Origin of the sequence: Streptomyces sp. NRRL S-37 (genome assembly GCF_000721605.1) — a bacterium.
Lineage (GTDB): Bacteria > Actinomycetota > Actinomycetes > Streptomycetales > Streptomycetaceae > Streptomyces.
Window position 1 is genome coordinate 19,522 of the sequence record NZ_JOIZ01000037.1, and the last position, 18,542, is coordinate 38,063.

At 71.3% G+C, this 18,542-nt stretch carries 16 protein-coding genes and 1 pseudogene; 11 read left to right on the forward strand and 6 right to left on the reverse strand.

Features of this window, described 5'->3' with window-relative positions; translation table 11 throughout:
- Nucleotides 1-20 precede the first annotated feature (20 nt).
- The gene (locus tag IH50_RS0135050; RefSeq protein ID WP_030871928.1) at nt 21-2,282 is read left to right on the forward strand and encodes a heavy metal translocating P-type ATPase; all 2,262 of its coding nucleotides are present in this window, start codon (nt 21-23) and stop codon (nt 2,280-2,282) included.
- Nucleotides 2,283-2,865: 583 nt separating this feature from the next.
- On the opposite strand, the gene IH50_RS0135055 is transcribed toward IH50_RS0135050, so the two are convergent.
- The gene (locus IH50_RS0135055) at nt 2,866-3,513 is read right to left on the reverse strand and encodes a TetR/AcrR family transcriptional regulator (protein ID WP_030871930.1); all 648 of its coding nucleotides are present in this window, start codon (nt 3,511-3,513) and stop codon (nt 2,866-2,868) included.
- 223 nt (nt 3,514-3,736) lie between these two features.
- Here IH50_RS0135055 and IH50_RS0135060 point away from each other — a divergent pair, with 223 nt between their 5' ends.
- A complete protein-coding gene (locus IH50_RS0135060; protein WP_030871934.1) occupies nt 3,737-5,179 on the forward strand; it encodes an MFS transporter in 1,443 nt (480 codons plus the stop codon).
- Between the two features lie 228 nt (nt 5,180-5,407).
- Here IH50_RS0135060 and IH50_RS0135065 read toward each other — a convergent pair whose 3' ends face one another.
- The 4 genes from IH50_RS0135065 to IH50_RS0135080 all read right to left on the reverse strand — a co-directional run bounded on the left by IH50_RS0135065 (nt 5,408) and on the right by IH50_RS0135080 (nt 8,186).
- Nucleotides 5,408-5,950 (reverse strand): DUF4396 domain-containing protein, encoded by a 543-nt coding sequence (locus tag IH50_RS0135065; protein ID WP_030871937.1) that lies wholly within the window; start codon nt 5,948-5,950, stop codon nt 5,408-5,410.
- A gap of 80 nt (nt 5,951-6,030) precedes the next feature.
- A complete protein-coding gene (locus tag IH50_RS0135070) occupies nt 6,031-6,897 on the reverse strand; it encodes a F510_1955 family glycosylhydrolase (protein WP_030871940.1) in 867 nt (288 codons plus the stop codon).
- Nucleotides 6,898-7,022: 125 nt separating this feature from the next.
- Nucleotides 7,023-7,664 (reverse strand): DUF305 domain-containing protein, encoded by a 642-nt coding sequence (locus tag IH50_RS0135075; protein ID WP_030871943.1) that lies wholly within the window; start codon nt 7,662-7,664, stop codon nt 7,023-7,025.
- A gap of 120 nt (nt 7,665-7,784) precedes the next feature.
- On the reverse strand, nt 7,785-8,186 hold the full coding sequence (locus tag IH50_RS0135080; RefSeq protein WP_030871945.1) for a DUF6153 family protein: 402 nt from the start codon (nt 8,184-8,186) through the stop codon (nt 7,785-7,787).
- An 835-nt stretch (nt 8,187-9,021) separates the two neighbouring features.
- Here IH50_RS0135080 and IH50_RS43380 point away from each other — a divergent pair.
- Together IH50_RS43380 and IH50_RS0135090 are read left to right on the forward strand one after the other, a co-directional pair.
- A pseudogene (locus IH50_RS43380) lies at nt 9,022-9,369 on the forward strand (pyridoxal-phosphate dependent enzyme); the annotation flags it as partial.
- Nucleotides 9,370-9,907: 538 nt separating this feature from the next.
- A complete protein-coding gene (locus IH50_RS0135090) occupies nt 9,908-10,258 on the forward strand; it encodes an NADH-quinone oxidoreductase subunit A (RefSeq protein WP_030871951.1) in 351 nt (116 codons plus the stop codon).
- A 365-nt stretch (nt 10,259-10,623) separates the two neighbouring features.
- On the opposite strand, the gene IH50_RS42970 is transcribed toward IH50_RS0135090, so the two are convergent.
- Nucleotides 10,624-10,773, reverse strand: coding sequence for a hypothetical protein (locus IH50_RS42970; RefSeq protein WP_224301118.1), 150 nt, complete (start codon nt 10,771-10,773; stop codon nt 10,624-10,626).
- A gap of 6 nt (nt 10,774-10,779) precedes the next feature.
- Here IH50_RS42970 and IH50_RS42975 point away from each other — a divergent pair, with 6 nt between their 5' ends.
- From IH50_RS42975 to IH50_RS0135125, 7 genes are read left to right on the forward strand one after another with little or no spacing between them, the layout of a single operon-like run.
- Nucleotides 10,780-11,577 carry a hypothetical protein gene (locus IH50_RS42975; RefSeq protein WP_051767576.1) on the forward strand — a complete coding sequence of 266 codons (798 nt, stop codon included), beginning with the start codon at nt 10,780-10,782 and terminating at the stop codon, nt 11,575-11,577.
- Nucleotides 11,570-12,499, forward strand: a complete 930-nt coding sequence (locus tag IH50_RS0135100; protein WP_030871958.1) for an NADH-quinone oxidoreductase subunit H — start codon at nt 11,570-11,572, stop codon at nt 12,497-12,499. The genes IH50_RS42975 and IH50_RS0135100 overlap by 8 nt, the downstream gene beginning before the upstream one ends.
- 14 nt (nt 12,500-12,513) lie before the next feature.
- Nucleotides 12,514-13,083 (forward strand): NADH-quinone oxidoreductase subunit J, encoded by a 570-nt coding sequence (locus IH50_RS0135105; RefSeq protein ID WP_030871959.1) that lies wholly within the window; start codon nt 12,514-12,516, stop codon nt 13,081-13,083.
- Complete coding sequence (locus tag IH50_RS0135110; RefSeq protein WP_030871961.1) at nt 13,080-13,385, forward strand: NADH-quinone oxidoreductase subunit NuoK; 306 nt, start codon at nt 13,080-13,082, stop codon at nt 13,383-13,385. Before IH50_RS0135105 ends, IH50_RS0135110 begins: the two co-directional genes overlap by 4 nt.
- Nucleotides 13,382-15,253, forward strand: a complete 1,872-nt coding sequence (locus tag IH50_RS0135115; RefSeq protein ID WP_030871963.1) for an NADH-quinone oxidoreductase subunit L — start codon at nt 13,382-13,384, stop codon at nt 15,251-15,253. The genes IH50_RS0135110 and IH50_RS0135115 overlap by 4 nt, the downstream gene beginning before the upstream one ends.
- 5 nt (nt 15,254-15,258) lie before the next feature.
- Nucleotides 15,259-16,764 carry a complex I subunit 4 family protein gene (locus tag IH50_RS0135120; RefSeq protein WP_030871965.1) on the forward strand — a complete coding sequence of 502 codons (1,506 nt, stop codon included), beginning with the start codon at nt 15,259-15,261 and terminating at the stop codon, nt 16,762-16,764.
- Nucleotides 16,761-18,182: an NADH-quinone oxidoreductase subunit N gene (locus IH50_RS0135125; RefSeq protein WP_030871967.1), complete on the forward strand. Its 1,422-nt coding sequence runs from the start codon at nt 16,761-16,763 to the stop codon at nt 18,180-18,182. The genes IH50_RS0135120 and IH50_RS0135125 overlap by 4 nt, the downstream gene beginning before the upstream one ends.
- The last annotated feature ends 360 nt before the right edge of the window (nt 18,183-18,542 follow it).

Genomic DNA, 18,542 nt, shown 5'->3' on the forward strand with positions numbered 1-18,542 from the left:
GATCAGCACGAGGAGCACTGATGGCCACCACGGTCCCCGACACAGCCGAGGTAGAACTCGCCATTGGCGGTATGACCTGCGCCTCGTGCGCCGCCCGGATCGAGAAGAAGCTCAACCGAATGGACGGGGTCACCGCCACCGTCAACTACGCGACGGAGAAGGCCAAGGTCAGCTACACCGGTGACGTGTCCGTGCCCGAGCTGATCGCCACCGTCGAGGCGACCGGGTACACCGCCCGCGAACCCGAGCCGGTACGCGCCGAGCCCGCGCCCGGCACGGAGGGCGCCGAGCCGGCCGACGAGCTGCGGCCGCTGCGGGAACGGCTGGTCACCGCCGTGGTGCTGGCCGTCCCGGTCATCGCGATGGCGATGGTGCCGGCGCTGCAGTTCGAGTACTGGCAGTGGCTGTCGCTGACCCTGGCGGCACCCGTGGTGACGTACGCCGCCTGGCCCTTCCACAAGGCCGCCTTCACCAACGCCCGGCACGGCGCGGCCACCATGGACACCCTGATCTCGGTGGGCACGTCGGCGGCGTTTCTGTGGTCGCTGTGGGCGCTGTTCTTCGGCACCGCGGGCACGCCCGGCATGACGCACCCCTTCGAGCTGACCATCGCTCGCACCGACGGCGCCGGGAACATCTACCTGGAGGCCGCCGCCGGCGTCACCGCCTTCATCCTCGCCGGCCGCTACTTCGAGGCCCGCTCCAAGCGCAAGGCCGGCGCCGCGCTCAAGGCCCTGCTGGAACTGGGCGCCAAGGACGTCACCGTACTGGGCCCCGACGGCAGTGAACGCACGATCCCCACCGGGGAACTGGCGGTGGGCGACCGCTTCCTGGTCCGCCCCGGCGAGAAGATCGCCACCGACGGCACGGTCGTCGAGGGCACCTCCGCGGTCGACGCCTCCATGCTCACCGGCGAGTCGGTACCGGTCGAGGTCGGCGTGGGCGACCCGGTCACCGGCGCCACCCTGAACGCGGGCGGCCGACTGGTGGTCGAGGCGACCCGGGTCGGCGCCGACACGCAGCTGGCCCGCATGGCGAAGCTGGTCGAGGACGCGCAGAACGGCAAGGCCGCCGCCCAGCGGCTCGCCGACCGCATCTCCGGTGTCTTCGTCCCCGTCGTCATCGCCCTGGCACTGGCCACCCTCGGCTTCTGGATCGGCAACGGCGCGGGGCTGACCGCCGCCTTCACCGCGGCCGTCGCCGTCCTGATCATCGCCTGCCCCTGCGCCCTGGGCCTGGCCACCCCGACCGCGCTGATGGTCGGCACCGGGCGCGGCGCCCAGCTCGGCATCCTCATCAAGGGCCCCGAGGTCCTGGAGTCCACCCGCAAGGTCGACACCATCGTCCTCGACAAGACCGGCACCGTCACCACCGGCCGCATGACCCTGCTCGCCGTGCACACTGCCGAGGGCACCGACGAGACGGACGTACTGCGCTTGGCGGGCGCCCTGGAGCACGCCTCCGAACACCCGATCGCGCAGGCAGTGGCCGCCGGGGCAGCCGACCGCACGGGCACCCTGCCCGTCCCGGAGGACTTCGCCAATGTCCCCGGTCTCGGCGTGCAGGGCATCGTCGAGGGGCACGCCGTCCTCGTGGGCCGCGAGAAGCTTCTCGCCGAGTGGGCCATGGACCTGCCCGTCGACCTGGCACGCGCCAAGGCCGAAGCCGAGGCGGCGGGACGCACCGCGATCGCGGTCGCCTGGGACGGCGAGGCGCGGGCGGTCCTGGAGGTCGCCGACGCGGTCAAGGAGACGAGTGCCGAAGCCATCGGTCGGCTGCGGGCCCTCGGCCTGACCCCGATCCTCCTCACCGGCGACAACAGGGCCGTCGCCGAGGCGGTGGCGGCGGAGGTCGGCGTCGCCCCCGAGCACGTCATCGCCGAGGTCATGCCCGAGGACAAGGTCGACGTCGTCAAGCGCCTCCAGAACGAGGGCCGCTCGGTGGCGATGGTCGGCGACGGGGTCAACGACGCCGCCGCGCTCGCCCAGGCCGACCTGGGGCTGGCCATGGGCACCGGCACCGACGCCGCCATCGAGGCCGGCGACCTCACCCTCGTCCGCGGCGACCTGCGCGCGGCAGCCGACGCCATCCGCCTCGCTCGCAAGACACTCGGCACCATCAAGTCCAACCTCTTCTGGGCCTTCGCCTACAACATCGCCGCCCTGCCGCTCGCCGCGGCCGGACTCCTCAACCCAATGATCGCCGGGGCGGCCATGGCCTTCTCCTCCGTCTTCGTCGTCGGCAACTCCCTTCGCCTGCGCGGCTTCAAGGCCGCGAGCTGAGAACACTTCCCATGTGGGTGAGGGCGGGCCTGATGGCCCGCCCTCACCCTCTTCTGGCCTCCCGCTTCGGGCCCGCAGGCATCACCCCGCGCAGGCTCCCGAGTACTTGCCCAGCGTGATCTGCACGCGCAGACACATCCCCAACACCTGCCGTACCAATGTCACCTGCGCCGTGCCGACTCCGCACCACGTCCCGCATGACGACACCCTGGTCGCCCTGGCTGCCAACTAGCAACGCCCTTCGCTTCCATATGGCGTCCATACCCCCGCCCCGTATGCCCAGTCATCGTGGGAGCGGCCACTGGCCATCGCTGCAGAGTCTGGGTGACGCGTCACAGGCGGCGGGCAAGTCGCCCTCGCCGAAGACGTGCACCTCGCCCAGGACCCAGTCGTCGGCGAGGGCGTCGACCAAGTCGGGTGTGGATCTCCCGCCTAGCTACTCAAGGGAGGGCCGGCAGCTGTCGCTGGGTCGCCGTCTGAGGGCATGCCGCAGCAGGTCGTGGTGGGTGCGAGGCTCCGGGTTAACCCCGGGCGACAGATCGGCGTGGGTCCCGGTCCTGTGTGGACGTCGGGCGAGTGTCCGTCAGGCGGGGCGGGGGCCGTAGTGGCCCAGGAACATGTCGACGCCGCTCACGATGAGGCGGTCGGTGAGGTCCTCGTCGATGTGTGTGCCGTAGGTGCCGAAGACCAGGTGAGGGAAGATCAGGAGTGCGTAGAGCTGGATGATCGCCGTTTCCGGGTCGGGAATGACCAGGCGGCCCTGGTCGGCGAGGGTGCGCAAAGTCTGGGCGGCGGCGGGGTGATGGCCTTCCGGCCCGTGGTGTTGCCAGGCCCGGCCCAGCTCGGGAAAGCGGCGCGCCTCGGCGGCGACCAGATTGCGCAGCGCGGTGACGTCGTCGTTGGTGCGCACCGAGTGGACCCACCGTCGCGCGGCGTCGAGCAGGGCCGGGCGGAGGTCGTCGGCCTCGACGAGCTTGGCGAGCGTGGCTGACGGCTCCCCGGACAGGGAGTCGTCCAGTGCGCCCGCGATCACCGCGGTGAAGAGCGCTTCCTTGCTGCCGAAGTGGTTGTAGACCGTCACCTTGGAGACGCCCGCCGCTGCAGCGATGGTGTCCATGCCGATGCCGAAGCCGTCCCGGAGGAAAAGTTCACGAGCGGCTCGCACGATGGCCTGGCGCTTGAGGGCGGCGCGAGGCCCGCTCGGCGGCTGCTTGGCCCCTTCCGTGTCCATGTGCCGAGCCTACACCTGCCTGTACTGAACGGTTGAGTTCATGTGAACTGCACAGTACAGTTCAATTCACGGGCTGTGGTCACCCTGCGGCATGCCGGTTCGTCACTGCCGTCCGTACGCATCGCGCGTCGGTGACCGACTCCACAGCTCCTTCGCCTCGTCCTCCGCCGCCCGGGCCTCATCCGTCGGGCCTTATCCATCGGGCCTCATCCAAGGACTCAAAATGACGCACCCGACCGTCGGCGCTTCGCACCCACCGCACCCACCGGGCCACGCCGACCCCCACGCCCATCCACACAGGTGGGTCGCTCTGGCTCTCCTCTGCCTGGCGCAGTTCATGCTGATCCTCGACGTCACCGTCGTGAACGTGGCGCTGCCCGACATGGCCGCGGACCTCGGCCTCGGCCGTGAGTCACTGACCTGGGTCGTCACCGCGTACACCCTCTGCTTCGGCGGTCTCATGCTGCTCGGCGGGCGCCTCGCGGACGTGCTGGGCGCCCGTCGGACCCTGCTGGTCGGACTGGCCCTGTTCACGGTTGCCTCGCTGGTCTGCGGCCTGGCGGGCAACGCAGCGGTCCTGCTGGGCGGGCGCATCGCCCAGGGGGTCGGCGCGGCACTGCTGTCTCCCGCCGCACTGTCCCTCGTGACGACCACTTTCCACGGTCCCGAACGCGCCAAGGCCCTCGGTGCATGGGCGGCCATCGGAGGGTCCGGCGCCGCCGCCGGTGTCCTGCTCGGCGGGGCGCTCACCGACGGACCGGGCTGGCCATGGGTCTTCTATGTCAACGTGCCCGTGGGACTCGTCGTCCTGGCCGCCCTCCCTGGCGTCGTGGCGGCCCGTGCCCCGCAACCGGCCCGGCTCGACCTTCCGGGGGCCCTGCTGGTCACTGCCGGAACCGGCGCGCTGATCTACGGTCTGGTGGAGGCGGGAGACTCGGGCTGGGGGAGCCCGTCCACCCTGTTCCCGCTGGCCGGCGCCCTGGCGGCCTACGCACTGTTCACCGCCGTCGAGCGAAGAAGTCGTGCTCCGCTGATGGACCTGCGCATGTTCACCCGGCGGCCCGTCCTCGCCGGGGCGTTTCTCATGCTCATGGCCACGGCGCTGCTGATCGCCTACTTCTTCCTCGGGTCGGTGTACCTCCAGCACCTGCGCGGCTTCAGCCCGCTGAGGACCGGACTGGTCTTCCTGCCCGTAGCCGTCGCCACCGGTGTCGGCGCACACCTGGGCTCCCGCCTGGTCGGCAGGATCGGCAGCCGTGCGACGGCCGGCGGCGGCATGGCCATCACCGCCGCCGGAACCGTGTCGCTGGCCCGGCTCTCGAACACGGACAGCGTGTACGCCGTGCTGCTGCCGGGCTTCGTCGTCGCCGCCCTCGGTCTGGGCGCGGTGTTCGTCACCGCGACCACCACGGCGCTCGCCATGGTCGAGCACCGAGAGGCCGGGCTGGCGTCCGGTGTGGTCAACACCTTTCACGAAGTCGGCGGCTCGATCGGCGTGGCAGTCGTCTCCACCGTCGCGGCCTCCGGCTTCGAACGGGGATCCGCCGGCGGATTCACCGACGCGTTCACGCTGTGCGCGGCAGCGGCCGCGGTGACCGCAGTCGTGGCCCTGCCGCTCGTGCCGCGGGGCAAGCCCCGGATGACGGGCGGACCGCACGTGCACTGACCCCTGTCCCGCCCCCAGAAGCCGGGCCTGCCTCGCCGGAGACGTGCGCCGACGAGTGCGCCGCCCACGCGGACATGCACCAGCACTGCCGCGTCTGCGCCGAAGCCTGCTGGCGCTGCGGAGCGGGCGTGCAACGACGTGCTCGCGAGCCTGGGGTGACTTCGGCTGCACAACGCCGGGCGGCCCCCAGGTTTTCTGGGGGGCCACCCGGCGTTGTGGTGGTGCGGGTCAGTGGTAGGCGTGGACGACGGCGTGGCCCTTGCCGCGGCCGATCATCCACTTGTTGACCGGCGTGGTGATCACGAACGCCACGGCGAAGCCGCCGAGCAGCGCGTACCAGAACAGCCCGTCCGACAGGTGCGCGTCCATCGCGCCCGGTACGAGGGCGATGATCCCGTTGTCGACCAGCTCCATCACCGCGATGGAGACGGTGTCGGCGGCCAGCGCCACCTTCACCGCGGCCTTCAGGGACACCCCGGCCCGCACTACCGCGAAGAGGGTGAAGGAGTAGCCGAAGACGAAGGCCAGGGCGATGGCCAGCACCATGGTCGGCGCGTTGCCCCACATCAGCGCGGTGCCGATGGCCATGCCGAGGATCTCGCCGACGGCGCACCCGGTGAGGCAGTGGAGGGTCGCCCGCATGGCCGTCGCCCACGTGGTGCCGTGCGCCTGACCGTCGTGATGCCCGCCGTGCCCCTCGTGTTCGCCGTGGCCGCCCGCATGGGCGGCGTGGTCGTGTGAGGTTCCGGAGTGGTGCGTGCTGTGCTCCATGACCTTCATCCCCGTTCGACGTCCCGCAAGGCTCCTGACGGCCCCACCACGGAAACCATATACCCCCTAGGGGTATCTAGCTAGGGATGATCCGAACTCGCTGTCGGGCGCTGGAGGTGCTTCCACGTGCGCCCGCCGTCGACGGACTCGTAGACGGCATCGGCACTGTCCGCCGCCAACAGACGCTGCGCGGTCACCGCGGTCAGCACCCTGCCCTCCCCGCCCGTAGGCAAGCGGCCCTGCTCCGTCCACGTCCGCCCGTCGCGACTGGCGACGAGGCGGCCGTCGGCCGTGAGCGCCAGCAGCCTGCCGGGTTCCGGCTCCTCCACCGCGACCAGTCCGGGCGCCGACGAGACGGGTCGGAAGGTCCGCGCGCCGTCATCACTGCGGGCCAGGCCCGTGCCGGTGGCTGCCCACACGGTGGCCGCGCTGCCCGGGTGGGAGGCGAGATCGAGCGCCGCCACCTTCGCGCGCTTGGCCCAGGTGCGGCCCTCATCGGTGCTGGCCCACATCCTCTCGCTCAGGCTGTCGAATCCGTACAGCGAATCACCGGCCTCTTCCAACGCGTGGAAGTCGGCGTCGCCTTCGGCGGAGACGGTCTGCCAGGTGCGGCCGGCGTCCGTGCTGCGGATCAGACCCAGATGGGCGGGCCGAGTGCCGGATTCGGCAGGGCCGGGGTGACCGCTGGCCAAGAATGTGGACGGGCCGGTGACGGTGAAGCCCATCGTGTCCTGATAGCGGTCGGCCACCCGGGTCGCAGTACTGCCCTCCAGGCGGAAGACGCCGTGGTGGCCGGCGGCGTAGACCGTGCCGTCGGCCGGGTCGACGCCCAGGCCGTGCAGGTGGCCGGTCCCCGGGTCGGGAGCGGCCCCGTCTCCGCCGGTGCCGGTGGTGTCGGTGGCGGAACAGGAGGCGAGGAGCAGGCCGGTGGCCGCGAGCAGGATCAAGGCACGCGAACGGTGCCGCGGTATGCGAATCACGGTGTGAGGTCCAGGCGGGGAGAAGGGCGTGAGGGTGGGTGGGCCGGTGCGGGGCGGACGCCTCGGCGTCCGCCCCGCACCGACTTGAGCGATCAGCCCTTGCCGAGCAGTCCGTTCATCTGCTCGATCTCCGCGCTCTGCGAGCTGATGATCTCGCCGGCCATCTTGGTGGCCGGTCCGTAGGTGCCGTCGGCCTGCTCGGTCTTCGCCATGTCGACCGCGCCCTCGTGATGCTTGATCATCATTTCCAGGAAGGCGGTGTCGAACGCCTTGCCCGAGGAGTTCTCGAGCTCGGTCATCTCCTCGGCCGTCATCATCCCGCCCATGTCATGCATGGAGTGGTCCATGGCACCCTCGGCGGGCACTTCCTCGCCCCAGGAGGTCAGCCACCCGGAGAGCGTTTTGATCTCCGGGTCCTGGGCCTTCTTGATGTCCGCGGCGAGCTTCTTCACCTCGGCCGACTGCGCGCGGTCGGGCGCGAGGTCGGCCATTTCGATGGCCTGGCGGTGGTGGGGGATCATCCCCTTCGCGAAGGCGACGTCGGCGGCGTTGTGCTGCCCCCGCGACGCCGATGCCGACGCCGGGGCGGACGAGGAGGTGGTGGCGTTGTGGCCGTTGTGTCCGGCCGGGCTGTCGCCGTCGCCGTTGCCGCCGCAGGCGGCCAGGACGAGCGCTGCCGCACCCGCGGCAGCAACGGCGGCGGTACGGCGGACGAGGGAACGCTTGCGGATCATGGTGGTGCAACTCCTTGGCGCGCCGTTCGCGGCGCGCGGTGGGAAGAGATGTCAGGGCGTGCGAAAGCACGGCACCCGTCACCGGAAGACACCGGCTACAGGGGTACCGGGCGGGCCGCTCTATATCCGCAGGAGTTGCAGCTCGGAAAGATCGGGTGGGGCCCGGCCGTCATGCGGCGACCCGGAGAACGTCGCAGCGGGCACAGGGGCGGGCGGCGCGTCCAGCAGGGCGCCGGTCAGAGCGGGCGGCGTGTACGCCGAACCCGTGCCGGCAGCCGCACATGTCCCGTCGGCGTGATCGAGATGGCTCGACCCGCCACCCGTGTGCGTACATCCCCCGTCCGCGTGCGGAACGCCGTCCGCCGCGGCCATCACCATCTCGTGGTCTGCGCCCTTCTGCGCAGCCGGCGTCGCCCCGGGGGCGAGGCCGTGCATGCCCAGCACGCCGGCCAGCACCGCCATCACCAGCAGCACGAACAGCCGCCCGGCAGGGCGGCTGCTTGATCGGGGGCTCCTGGTCACGGCACCCATCGTACGGGCCCCTCGTGGAAGCGCAGGTGTGACGACGCGATCGGGGCTGCCCCACCGACGTCTCCGGGCACGCCACTCGCCCAGGTGGCGAGGGGACTCACCCGATCCGGTGATCGGCCGCACTCGTATGTGCCCTGAAGCCGAGGCCGCCTTGAGCCGCATATGCGGACGTCCCAGCCGCGCCCGACCTGGAGAGCGCGTCACCAGGACCTCAGTGTGGCCGGTCGGCATGCAACGACCGAACGCGCACAAGTCGTTACAGTCCGTATTGATGTCTGTCCGGTCGGTACTGCCGTGCACTCGGCCCGTGGCGCGCACCGCGGCGCCGCTGGTCGTGCTGCTTGCTGTGCTGGTGCACCTGCTGGCCTGCGCGCATGGACCGGCCACGACCGGGATGGCACGGGCAGAAACAGCTCACAGCGCAGGAGCGTTCCGTGGGCACGCACCGGAACCGGCCGACGCTGAGACCGCTCTGCTGCAGAGCGCGCCGACGCATGATCACCAGCCGCAGTGCTGTGATCTGGACGAACCCACGGTGCAGCCCTCGCGCGACATTCCCCTCGCCGACGGCCCAGCCCTCCATGTCCTCCGCGTTGAACACCCCGGCACCCAGCCGTCGGCCCCACGGGCCGACGAGCACCCATCGGCTCGCCGGTCAGGTAGCTCGTCCACGGGGCATACGCGGTCCCGTCTCGGCGTGTGGCGGACCTGATCGACCAAGTCCCGCGGCCCTTCGCCCGGCTGCGGCCCGCCAGTCGATCACCTCCACCTCCCTCTACACGCGGCCTGTCGCTGTTCACGGCACCGGCCGCCGGAGAACCACGCCATGAAACACCTGACCTGCACGTCTGTCCTGGCTGCGCCGACGCAGACGCTCCCCGAGGCCAAGCGCCCGACGCACACTCCCGCCGGCCTGGTCGGCAACACACCCGTCCTCCACATCGGAGCTCCCTTCACCACCCCGGGGCGCGGTTTCTGGGCCAAGATCGAGGGCCACAACCCGGGCGGCATCAAGGACCGCACCGCACTGCACATGGTGCGAGCCGCCCGCGAGCGCGGACAGCTCCTGCCCGGCGCTCGCATCGTCGAGTCCTCCTCCGGCACGCTCGGTCTCGGCCTGGCTCTCGCCGGCGCGACCTACGGTCATCCGGTCACCGTCGTCACGCTCTCTGGCAACCGGCTCGTGGCAACCCACTACGGGCTGTACAACACCGTTTCGGGCCTCGGCAACCTCGTCACCGGAGTCTTGTGGGACTTCGCCGCACGCGCGGACGCCTTCTGGCTGACGTGGTGTTCCCTGGCCGCGACCGGACTTGCCTGCGCGGCGTCCGTCGCCGCCCTGGAACGTAGCGGGCGCTTGATCGCGCGGACAGAGGCGCCGCTTGCCCCCGCGTGACGCGCCGGCACACCCGGGGGGCACCGATGGACTCGGTCACCTCGCGGGGTGTGCGCGCGTCGGGCACCGTGGCTGTAGCACTCGACGCCGGGTGACTGGGCGCGCCGACTGCCGTTTCCGGGTCTGCGCCTCGTTGCGGCTCGTGCCCTTCGGGACTGCGTATGCCTCCCCGGGGTACCCCCACGCTTCCGGCACGGGCGGGAACGGAGCGGCAGATGTGTACGACGCGGAGTGCGTGCGGGAGAGCGCCCGCCAACGGACGTCCCGGCGCGAGGGTGACGGGGCGTGAGACGGGCCTCCCGGGTGGTGGCATCCGGTGAGCGGCTTCACTGCCGCACTGTCCTTGCTGGGCCTGGCTCTCCTGGCGGTGGCCGGAGCGTACGGAGCGGCCTGGGCGCTGCGGATCTCCTCCGATCCGCTGCCCGCGCAGCCGTTCGGGTCGGGACTGGAGCCGGCGGAACACGCGGTCAGCCGTTTCCACGTGCGCTGGTACACGGTGACGATGCTCTTCCTCGCCTTCGACATGGAGATGGTCTTCATGTACCCGTGGACGCTGGTGATCTCCGCGATGGGGCCCAGCGCGGTGATCGAGATGTTCGTCTTCCTTGCCGTCCTGCTCACCGGCGTGGTCTACGCATGGCGGGAAGGAGCGCTGCGGTGGGCCTGACCGCCGTACTGACCCGCGCGGCGGCCCGGCGGCCACGCGTCCTGCTGGTGACGATGCCGGGCGGCACGCCGGTGCGGCTGGCCGCCGAGGAACAACTGCGGTGGCGAGACTGGCCGTCGGCGTCGACCCCGGCTGGAGCCGACTTGATGCTGGTGGCAGGTCCGGACTGCTCCCGGCTCGGCCCGGCGCTGGACAGGCTGTGGCAGGACATGCCCCGGCCATGTGTGCGCGTGCGGGCGGTGACGGCGGACGAAGTGGCGCCGGTTCTCGACGCTGGTCGCACCCGGCTCGGTGCACCGGGCGGAGAGCCCGGCGAGACCGACCGCGGCGTGGGGATGAACGGGCACGGATCCGCTGAGCCCGGGTCAGCGGGAGGGCCGGACGGAGAACCCGCGCGGGCCCATCGGGAGGAGCACACAGAGGGAGAGCACGACGTTCGCGGCGTCACGGGTGACGAGGAAGGCGAGCACGACCACGCCGGTCATCCCGATCACGGACACCCCGGTCACGGTCATGGCGACATGGAGATGCCGGGCGGACTGGCCATGGCCGAGCCGGGGGAGGACCGCGACGGTCTGACGCTGGACCGCCTGCACGTGGCATTGGGCCCGTTTCTGGCCGACTGGCCCGCCGGGCTGACCCTCCGTGTGATGCTTCAGGGCGACGTCATCCAACGGGCCGACCTCGACGAGCCGGCGGTCGGCAGGCCGGGCGACCCCTTCTGGAGCCGGCCGTGGATCCGAGCCGCCACGGGTGAGCCGGTGGGCCTGGGGGAGGCCGCCCGGCTGCGCGCGGCGGCGCACCTGGACAGTCTGGGCCGACTGCTGTCGGTGGCGGGCTGGCCCGCCGAGGCGGTGACGGCCCGGCGACTGCGCGACGATCTGCTGGACGGGGCGCCCGCCTCCGCGGTCCTGCCACGCGTGGAGCGCTTCGCCCGGCGGGTCGGTCGGTCACGGACCCTGTACTGGCTGACGCGAGGCATCGGTCCGCTCAGCGCGGCCGACGCCCGAGCCGCCGACGTCACCGGTCCCGCCGTACGGGCGGCAGGCGGAGACGTACCGGCCCGCTACCGGCAGTGGCTCGCCGATGTCGTGGTCGACGTACGGCGGATGAACGCAACTGCCCGCCTCGATCCGGTGGCGCAGGAGAGCCCGCGCGGACGGTGGGACGCCGAACACCCGCCGTCGGCCGCCCTGGCGACGCTGCTTCCCCACCTGCTGGTGGGAGCCGAGTTGGGCGCGGCCCGTCTCGTCGTCGCCAGCCTCGACCCGGACCCGGACGAATTGGCCGTCGGCCGGCTGGAGGCGGCCGGTGGCTGAGACGGGGACGTGGTGGGCGCTGCTGGTCGCTCCGGCGATGCTGCTCGGCTTCGCGGTGGCAGCAGTGTCAGCCGACGCGGTACTGGACGCCCGGAACGCCGGCCGCCCGATCACCGTCAGCACCGTCGTTCGGCCGCTTCTCGCCGTACCGCGTGCGGTGTTGGCGCAGCCCCGGCGGTTGCCGGCGTCGGACCGGTTGCTGTGGCGGGCGGGCGTGATCACCGTGCCAGTGGCCGCGGTGCTGTCCACGCTGGTCATCCCCTTCGGTGACCACGTTGTCGCCGACCTGTCGGTCGGAGTGGTGTGGTTCAACGCCATGGAGGTGCTGACCTGGGCCGGGCTGTGGCTGGCCGGCTGGGGCCCGAACGCCGCGTTCTCCTTGGTCGGCGGCTACCGCTTTCTCGCCCAGGGCCTGGCCTACGAGCTGCCGCTGATGTTCGCGCTGATCTCGGCGGCCACGGGCGCCCAGTCCCTGCGGGTGACCGACATCGCCGGCGCCCAGCACGGCCTGTGGTACGCGGTGTGGATGCCGTTCGCCTTCCTCGTCTACCTGGCGGGCGTACTGGCCTTCAGCTTTCTGGGCCCGTTCGCGTATCCGGCCGGACGCGATGTCGCCGAGGGCGTACTGGGGGAGACGAGCGGGGTGGACCGGCTGCTGCTGGAGGCCGGACGGTGGCTGTGGCTGGCGGCGGGGGCGGCGATGGCGGTGCCGCTGTTCCTGGGCGGTGGCGCCGGGCCGGGGCTGCCGCCATGGGCGTGGTCACTGGTCAAGACGCTGCTCGTACTGGCGGTGCTGATCTGGCTGCTGCGGCGGCTGCCCACGGTCCGCGCCGACCGGTACGTGGAACTGGCCTGGGTGGTGCTCCTCCCCCTGTCCGTCCTTCAGACCCTGGTCCCGGCCTTGGCCGATCTCAGCCTCTAGGAAAGGAGCGCGGCATGGACACGACGGGCATGGTGCTGCTGTGGGTACTGGGCGTGCTCGCCCTCGTCGGCGGGGTCCTGGTGTTCACCCTGAATTCCATGGCCCGGGTCACCTTCGCACTCCTGGGCTCCCTGGTGTGCGTCGGCGGGGTCGTGACCGTGCTGCGGCTGCCGTATCTCGGCGTGGTGATCGTGCTGATGATGGTCATGGAGATGGTGATCATGGCGGTGTTCATGATCGCGTACATGATGAACCCGGCCGGTCTGATGCCGATGTCGATGCTCCACAACAAACGCGGCTCACTGGTCGTCAGCGGTCTCGTGTTCGCCGCTCTGGTCGCCGGGATCTTCCTGGTTCCGTGGCCCGATCGCACGGGAGGGCGGCCCAGGGACACCACGTTCCAGGTCGGCATGTCGTTGATGGGCGACCAGATGCTCACCATGGTCACTCTTGGATTCGTTCTCCTGGCCACCATGGTGGGCGCCACCGTCCTCGCCACCCACCGCGGACGGTACGACCGCTTCGGCGACGACCTCGACCAGCGGCCCGCGAACGACCCGGCCGGCGGGGGAGTGGGCCGATGACGTTCGAACTCCTCCTGGTCCTCGCCGCCGGCCTGTTCTCCACCGGCCTGTACGGTGCCCTCTCTCAGCAGTCCATCGTGATGATCATGATGGGCGTCGAGCTGATGATCGGCGGGGTCATCGTCGCCGCCGCCGACTTCTGGTACTTCCTCGCTCCCGCTGCCGGCAGTGGCCAGGTGGTGATCGTGGCGGCTGTGGTGGCGATGGCCGTGGAGATGGCCATGGGCTTCGCCGTCACCACCGCGATCTACCGCGCCCGGCAGGTCGACATGACCGACATGGCCGAGGACCTGAAGGGATGAGCGCGGTGCTCTGGCTGCTGATCGCTCTCCCCCTCGGGGCGGGAGCGGTGCTCGCCTTGACGGGACCTCGCCGCAACCGACTGGTCCCTGGTATCGCTGCTACGGTCGCCGCGGTCACGCTCGGTGCCGCGATCGCGGCCGCGGTGACCCGGCCGGCCGCCAGCGCGCCGCTGTTCGCCGGGATGGAGGCGGGGCTGGCGGTGGACGGCCTGTCCGCGGTGATGGTGGTGACCGTCGCCGCGGTCACCCTCGCCGTCCTGGTCTTCGCGACGGGAGAGTTCGCCGCCGGCGAGAACCGGGGGCGGTTCTTCGGGCTGATGCTGCTCTTCGCCGGTGCCATGCTCGTGACCGTCACCGCGACCACCCTGCCGCTCCTGCTGATGGCCTGGGAGGTGATGGGCGCCGCCAGCTGGGCCCTGATCGGCTACTGGTGGCAGCGACCCGAACGTGCGGAAGCCGCCGACGTCGCGTTCCTCACCACCCGCGCCGCCGACCTCGGCCTGTACCTGGCGGCCGGCGCCGCCGTGGCCGGCGGGGTCGGCTCCCTGCGCCTGGACGCCCTGTCGCACGCCGCGTCGCCGTGGCTGCACGTCGTATCCGCGGGCATCGTCGTCGCCGCCCTGGGGAAATCCGCACAACTTCCTTTCTCCTTCTGGCTTTCGCGTGCCATGCAGGGACCGAGCCCGGTGTCCGCACTGCTCCACTCGGCGACCATGGTCGCCGCCGGCGCCTACCTGCTGCTGCGGCTGGTCCCGCTGCTGGACACCACGGAATGGGCCGGTCCGGTGGTCGCCTGGGCCGGCGCGGTCACCGCCCTGGCCCTGGGCCTGGTCGCGGTCGCCCAGACCGACCTCAAACAGCTCCTCGCGGCCTCCACCTCCGCTCAGATCGGCTTCATGGTGCTGGCCGCGGGCAGCGGCGGCGTCGCCGCGGGCACCACGCAACTGGTCGCACACGCCGCCACCAAGTCGGGTCTGTTCCTCGCCGCCGGGGCGTGGCTGACGGCGCTGGGCACCAAACAACTCCCGGCGCTGCGCGGGGCGGCCCGCGCGCACCGGCTGGTCGGTGCGGCCTTCACCGTCGGCGCGCTCACTCTGGCCGGGCTGCCGCCCCTGTCCCTGTGGGCGGCCAAGGACGAGGTCCTCGCCGCCGCCCGCACCGGGGGAACCGGGCCGTACGCGGTGGGCCTCGCGGCAGCCGCCGTCGCTGCCGTCTACAGCATCAAGGCCGTCTGGTACGTCACCCGTCCCCTCCCGGAGAGTCCGCAGGCCGGATACGACACCGAGCAGCGCGGCACCCGCGGCGTCGCCCGTACGGCATCGGCTCCCCTCCTCGCCCTCACCCTTGCCGCGGCGGTGCTGGGAGTGCTGGCCCTGCCGGGACCGGCGTCCTGGCTGAAGGGGCTGGTCGGCGCCCGGGGCGAGCCGTCCCCCGCGCCGTGGGAGCCCGGGCTGTCCGCCGGTGTGGCGTTCGCCGCCGCCGGCCTGGCCTGGTGGTGCGCGTCCCGCCCGGCGCCCGTACCGCGCGCCGCCGTACGTGCGGCTCACGGTTGGCTGTACCTGGAGCAGACCACGCGGACCGTCGTGGCGCGTCCGGTGCTGGGCCTGGCCCGGACGCTGGCCGCCTTCGACGACCGCGTCGTCGACGGCGCCGTACGGCAGACCGCCCGCGGCGGCCTGGCGACGGCCCGGCTCGCGCGCCGCCTGGACGACGGCGGAATCGACGGCGCCGTCCGCGCGGTCGCCGCGAGTGCGCGGCGCCTGGGCCGTTGGGCCCGCCGCCCGCAGACCGGGCTGCTGCATCAGTACTACGCCCAGGCCGTCGTCGGCTTCCTCGTGCTCGTCCTGATCATCCTGTTGGTGAGGTAACCCCTGTGCTGAGCGTCGTCACGTTCCTGCCGCTGCTGGCGTGCGCGGTGCTGTCGCTCCTGCCGCGCACGCTTGCCGACCGGTCGTACGTCTGGCTGTGGATCGTCACGTCCGCCGCCGACCTGGCCTTGGTCATCGCCCTGTGGGTCGGCTACGACACCCGTGGCGGGATGCAGTACGAGCAGCGGGCGCGCTGGATCCCGAGTGCCGGCGTCGGCTACCACCTGGGAGTCGACGGCCTGTCCCTCCCCCTGGTCGCCCTGACCTGCCTGCTCTTCCTGGCCGTCGCCGTCCACTCCTTGCGCGAGAAGCGGCGGGTGCGCTCCTACGCCTGCCTCTTCCTTTTCCTGCAGTCCGTCAGCATCGGCCTGTTCGTCGCCCTCGACCTCATCCTCTTCTTCGTCTTCTTCGACCTCTCCATCGTCGGCATGTTCTTCGTCATCGCGGGCTGGGGACACGGCGAACGCGCCCGCGCCGCGGCGCTGAGGTTCTTCCTCTACACCTTCATCGGCTCCCTCGCCCTCCTGCTGGGCTTCATCGGGCTCTACCTGGCAGCCGAACCGCACACCTTCGACATCGTCGACCTCACTCGCGTCAACCCACTGGCCGGACACGGGTTGTACGCCGGTCTGGTACTCCTGGCCATCGGGGTAGGACTGGCGGTCAAGACCCCGACCGTGCCGTTCCACACCTGGCTGCCGCCCGCGCATACCGACGCACCGGCCGCCGGCTCGGCGATCCTCGCCGGAGTCCTGCTGAAGATGGGCACCTACGGTTTCGTACGCATCGCCATGCCGTTGCTGCCCGGCAGCTGGCGCCACTACGCCCTCGTCGTCGTGGTCGTCGGCGCCGTGTCCGTCGTCTACGGGGCCCTGGTGGCGTTGGCGCAGACGGACTTCAAACGCATGATCGCCTACACCTCGGTCAACCACATGGGCTACATCGTCCTCGCGGTCGGCGCCGCCGGGACGCTCGCCGGCACCGACGCCCAGGCCCGCTCCCTCGCGGTGACCGGAGCGGTCACCCAGATGGTCAGCCACGGCCTGATCACCGGAGCCCTGTTCCTGCTCAGCGGCGTGCTCTACGACCGAGGCCGGACGTACGAGATGGACGCCTACTCCGGCCTGGCCGCCCACACCCCGCGGTTCGCGGCAGTCACCGCTGTCGCCGCGTTCGCCAGTCTCGGCATTCCCGGCTTCTCCGGCTTCATCGCCGAATTCCAGATCTTCACCGGCAGCCTGGCCTCCCAGGCCGTCGCCACCGCCCTCTCCGTGACCGGCATCCTGATCACCGCGGCCCTCTTCCTGATCGCGCTGCGGCGCATGTTCCTCGGCCCCGCGCGCCTGCCCGAGACCATTCCCGCCGGCGGCATCCGGGACCTCAGAACCACCGAGGCGCTGTCCACGGTGCCGCTGCTGGCGGTCGCCCTGGTGATCGGTGTCGCACCGCGCTGGCTGCTGGACGTCATCGAGCCGGCCGGGCGCACCCTGACCGGCCTGGTGGCACGGTGAACGAGAACCTGGCCGCACTCGTCCCCGAACTCGCCCTCCTCGGCGCCGCCGTCATCGGCCTTCTCGTCGGCTCCTGGCTACCCCGGCGCCGCCAGTGGATCGTCGCCGCCCTCGCAGCCGTCGCTTGTGCGACGGGACTGGTGGCCACCGCTGTCACCATGGTCACGGACCGGGAACAGACGGTCTTCTCCGCCGCGTTCGCCGTCGACACCGCGACGGACGTCGGCCGGCTCATCGTCCTCACCGCCCTGCTCCTGATCATCGGCATGTCCGTGGAAACCGTGAGGAACCACGCACGCGAGACCGAGTACTGGGTACTGCTCCTGATGACCGGCGCGGGCACCCTCGCCCTCGTCGGCGCGAACGACCTGCTGATGCTGTTCGCCGCCTACCTGCTGGCCAGCGTTCCTGCCTACGCACTCGCCGGTTTCGCGAAGGACGCACCCGGCACCGAAGCGGCCCTGAAGTACTACCTGATGGGCGCCCTGCTGGGCATCACCATGCTCGCCGGCACCGCGCTCCTGTACGCCGCCGGCCACGCCACCCATTACGGCAAGCTCGCCACGACCCTGCCTTCCGCCCCCTACGGGCTCGTCGCCGTCGGACTCGTCGGTGTCCTGGCCGGCCTGCTCTTCAAGATCGGCGGAGCACCGGCCCACTTCTGGGTGCCCGACGTCACCGACGGAGCTCCGGCACCCGTCGCCGCGTACGTCACCACGCTGCCCAAAGTCGGCGGTCTGATCGCCGGTTACCGACTGCTGCACCAGGCACTCGCCGACAGCGACGTCAACTGGTCGCTACTGATCGCGATCCTTGCCGCGGTCACCATGACCTTGGGGAACCTCGCGGCGTTCTTCCAGACCTCGGTCAAACGCCTGCTCGCCTACTCCACGATCAGCCAGGTCGGGTACCTCCTGATGGCGTTGGCCGTCACTACCCGCAGCGACCTCGCCCAGCGGAGCCTGCTGCTCTACCTGGCCGCCTACGCCGTCACCAACCTCGGCGCCTTCGCCGTCGTCACGACACTCCCGCAGGCCCGTACCCTCGACGACTACCGTGGCCTCGCCCGCTGCCACCCCGGCCTCGCGGCCGTGCTCGTCGTCTGTCTGCTGGGCCTGGTCGGCACGCCGCCCACCGGCGTCTTCCTCGGCAAGCTGGAGATTTTCAGCGCCACCATTGACGGCGGCTACACCTGGCTCGCCGCCCTGGCGGTCGCCAACACCGTCGCCTCGCTCTTCTACTACCTGCGCTGGCTCGGCCCGCTGTTCCTCACCACCGACAGGTCACCCACCGACACCCCCGCGGGATTGGGCCGCTGGCCCGTCGCCACAGCTCACTTTGCTGCCGTTCTCTCTCTGACGCTCGGCATCGCCGGACAAGCCGTCCTCACCGTCGCCGAGGGCCCACTGCTGCCGTGAAGCTATCTGTTGCCGGGCAAGCTGTGCAGGTGAACGCGGAAAGCTACCGCGTGGTCGGCCATGGCAGTCTTCCACCGTGAGGCATCGGCGCGGGCGATCTCCTGCCACGCCGCAGCGTTGGCGGCGGCGAACGCCCCTTTGGCCTCCGCCGGTGCGGTGCGCCAGGAAGGGAAGCGGTGGGCGAAGGCGTCCGCTTCAGCGAGCGCGTGTCCGGCTTCGAGGAGTCGCAGGATGTCAATCCCCTCGCAGCGGGGAGACGACCTATGCGGCCAGTCCCTCGGCGAGGGTGGCTCGGTACTCGCGTTCGTAGTCGATCGGGCTCTTGAAGCCGCACACGCTGTGTAGCCGCCTGGTGTTGTA

What these genes read in the sequence shown, in the direction of transcription:
- IH50_RS0135050 (WP_030871928.1), top strand. Translation starts at nt 21, where the DNA reads ATGGCCACCACGGTCCCCGACACAGCCGAGGTAGAACTCGCCATTGGC.
- IH50_RS0135055 (WP_030871930.1), bottom strand. Translation starts at nt 3,513, where the DNA reads ATGGACACGGAAGGGGCCAAGCAGCCGCCGAGCGGGCCTCGCGCCGCC.
- IH50_RS0135060 (WP_030871934.1), top strand. Translation starts at nt 3,737, where the DNA reads ATGACGCACCCGACCGTCGGCGCTTCGCACCCACCGCACCCACCGGGC.
- IH50_RS0135065 (WP_030871937.1), bottom strand. Translation starts at nt 5,950, where the DNA reads ATGGAGCACAGCACGCACCACTCCGGAACCTCACACGACCACGCCGCC.
- IH50_RS0135075 (WP_030871943.1), bottom strand. Translation starts at nt 7,664, where the DNA reads ATGATCCGCAAGCGTTCCCTCGTCCGCCGTACCGCCGCCGTTGCTGCC.
- IH50_RS42970 (WP_224301118.1), bottom strand. Translation starts at nt 10,773, where the DNA reads ATGACCGTGACCGGGGTGTCCGTGATCGGGATGACCGGCGTGGTCGTG.
- IH50_RS42975 (WP_051767576.1), top strand. Translation starts at nt 10,780, where the DNA reads ATGGAGATGCCGGGCGGACTGGCCATGGCCGAGCCGGGGGAGGACCGC.
- IH50_RS0135105 (WP_030871959.1), top strand. Translation starts at nt 12,514, where the DNA reads ATGGACACGACGGGCATGGTGCTGCTGTGGGTACTGGGCGTGCTCGCC.
- IH50_RS0135110 (WP_030871961.1), top strand. Translation starts at nt 13,080, where the DNA reads ATGACGTTCGAACTCCTCCTGGTCCTCGCCGCCGGCCTGTTCTCCACC.
- IH50_RS0135115 (WP_030871963.1), top strand. Translation starts at nt 13,382, where the DNA reads ATGAGCGCGGTGCTCTGGCTGCTGATCGCTCTCCCCCTCGGGGCGGGA.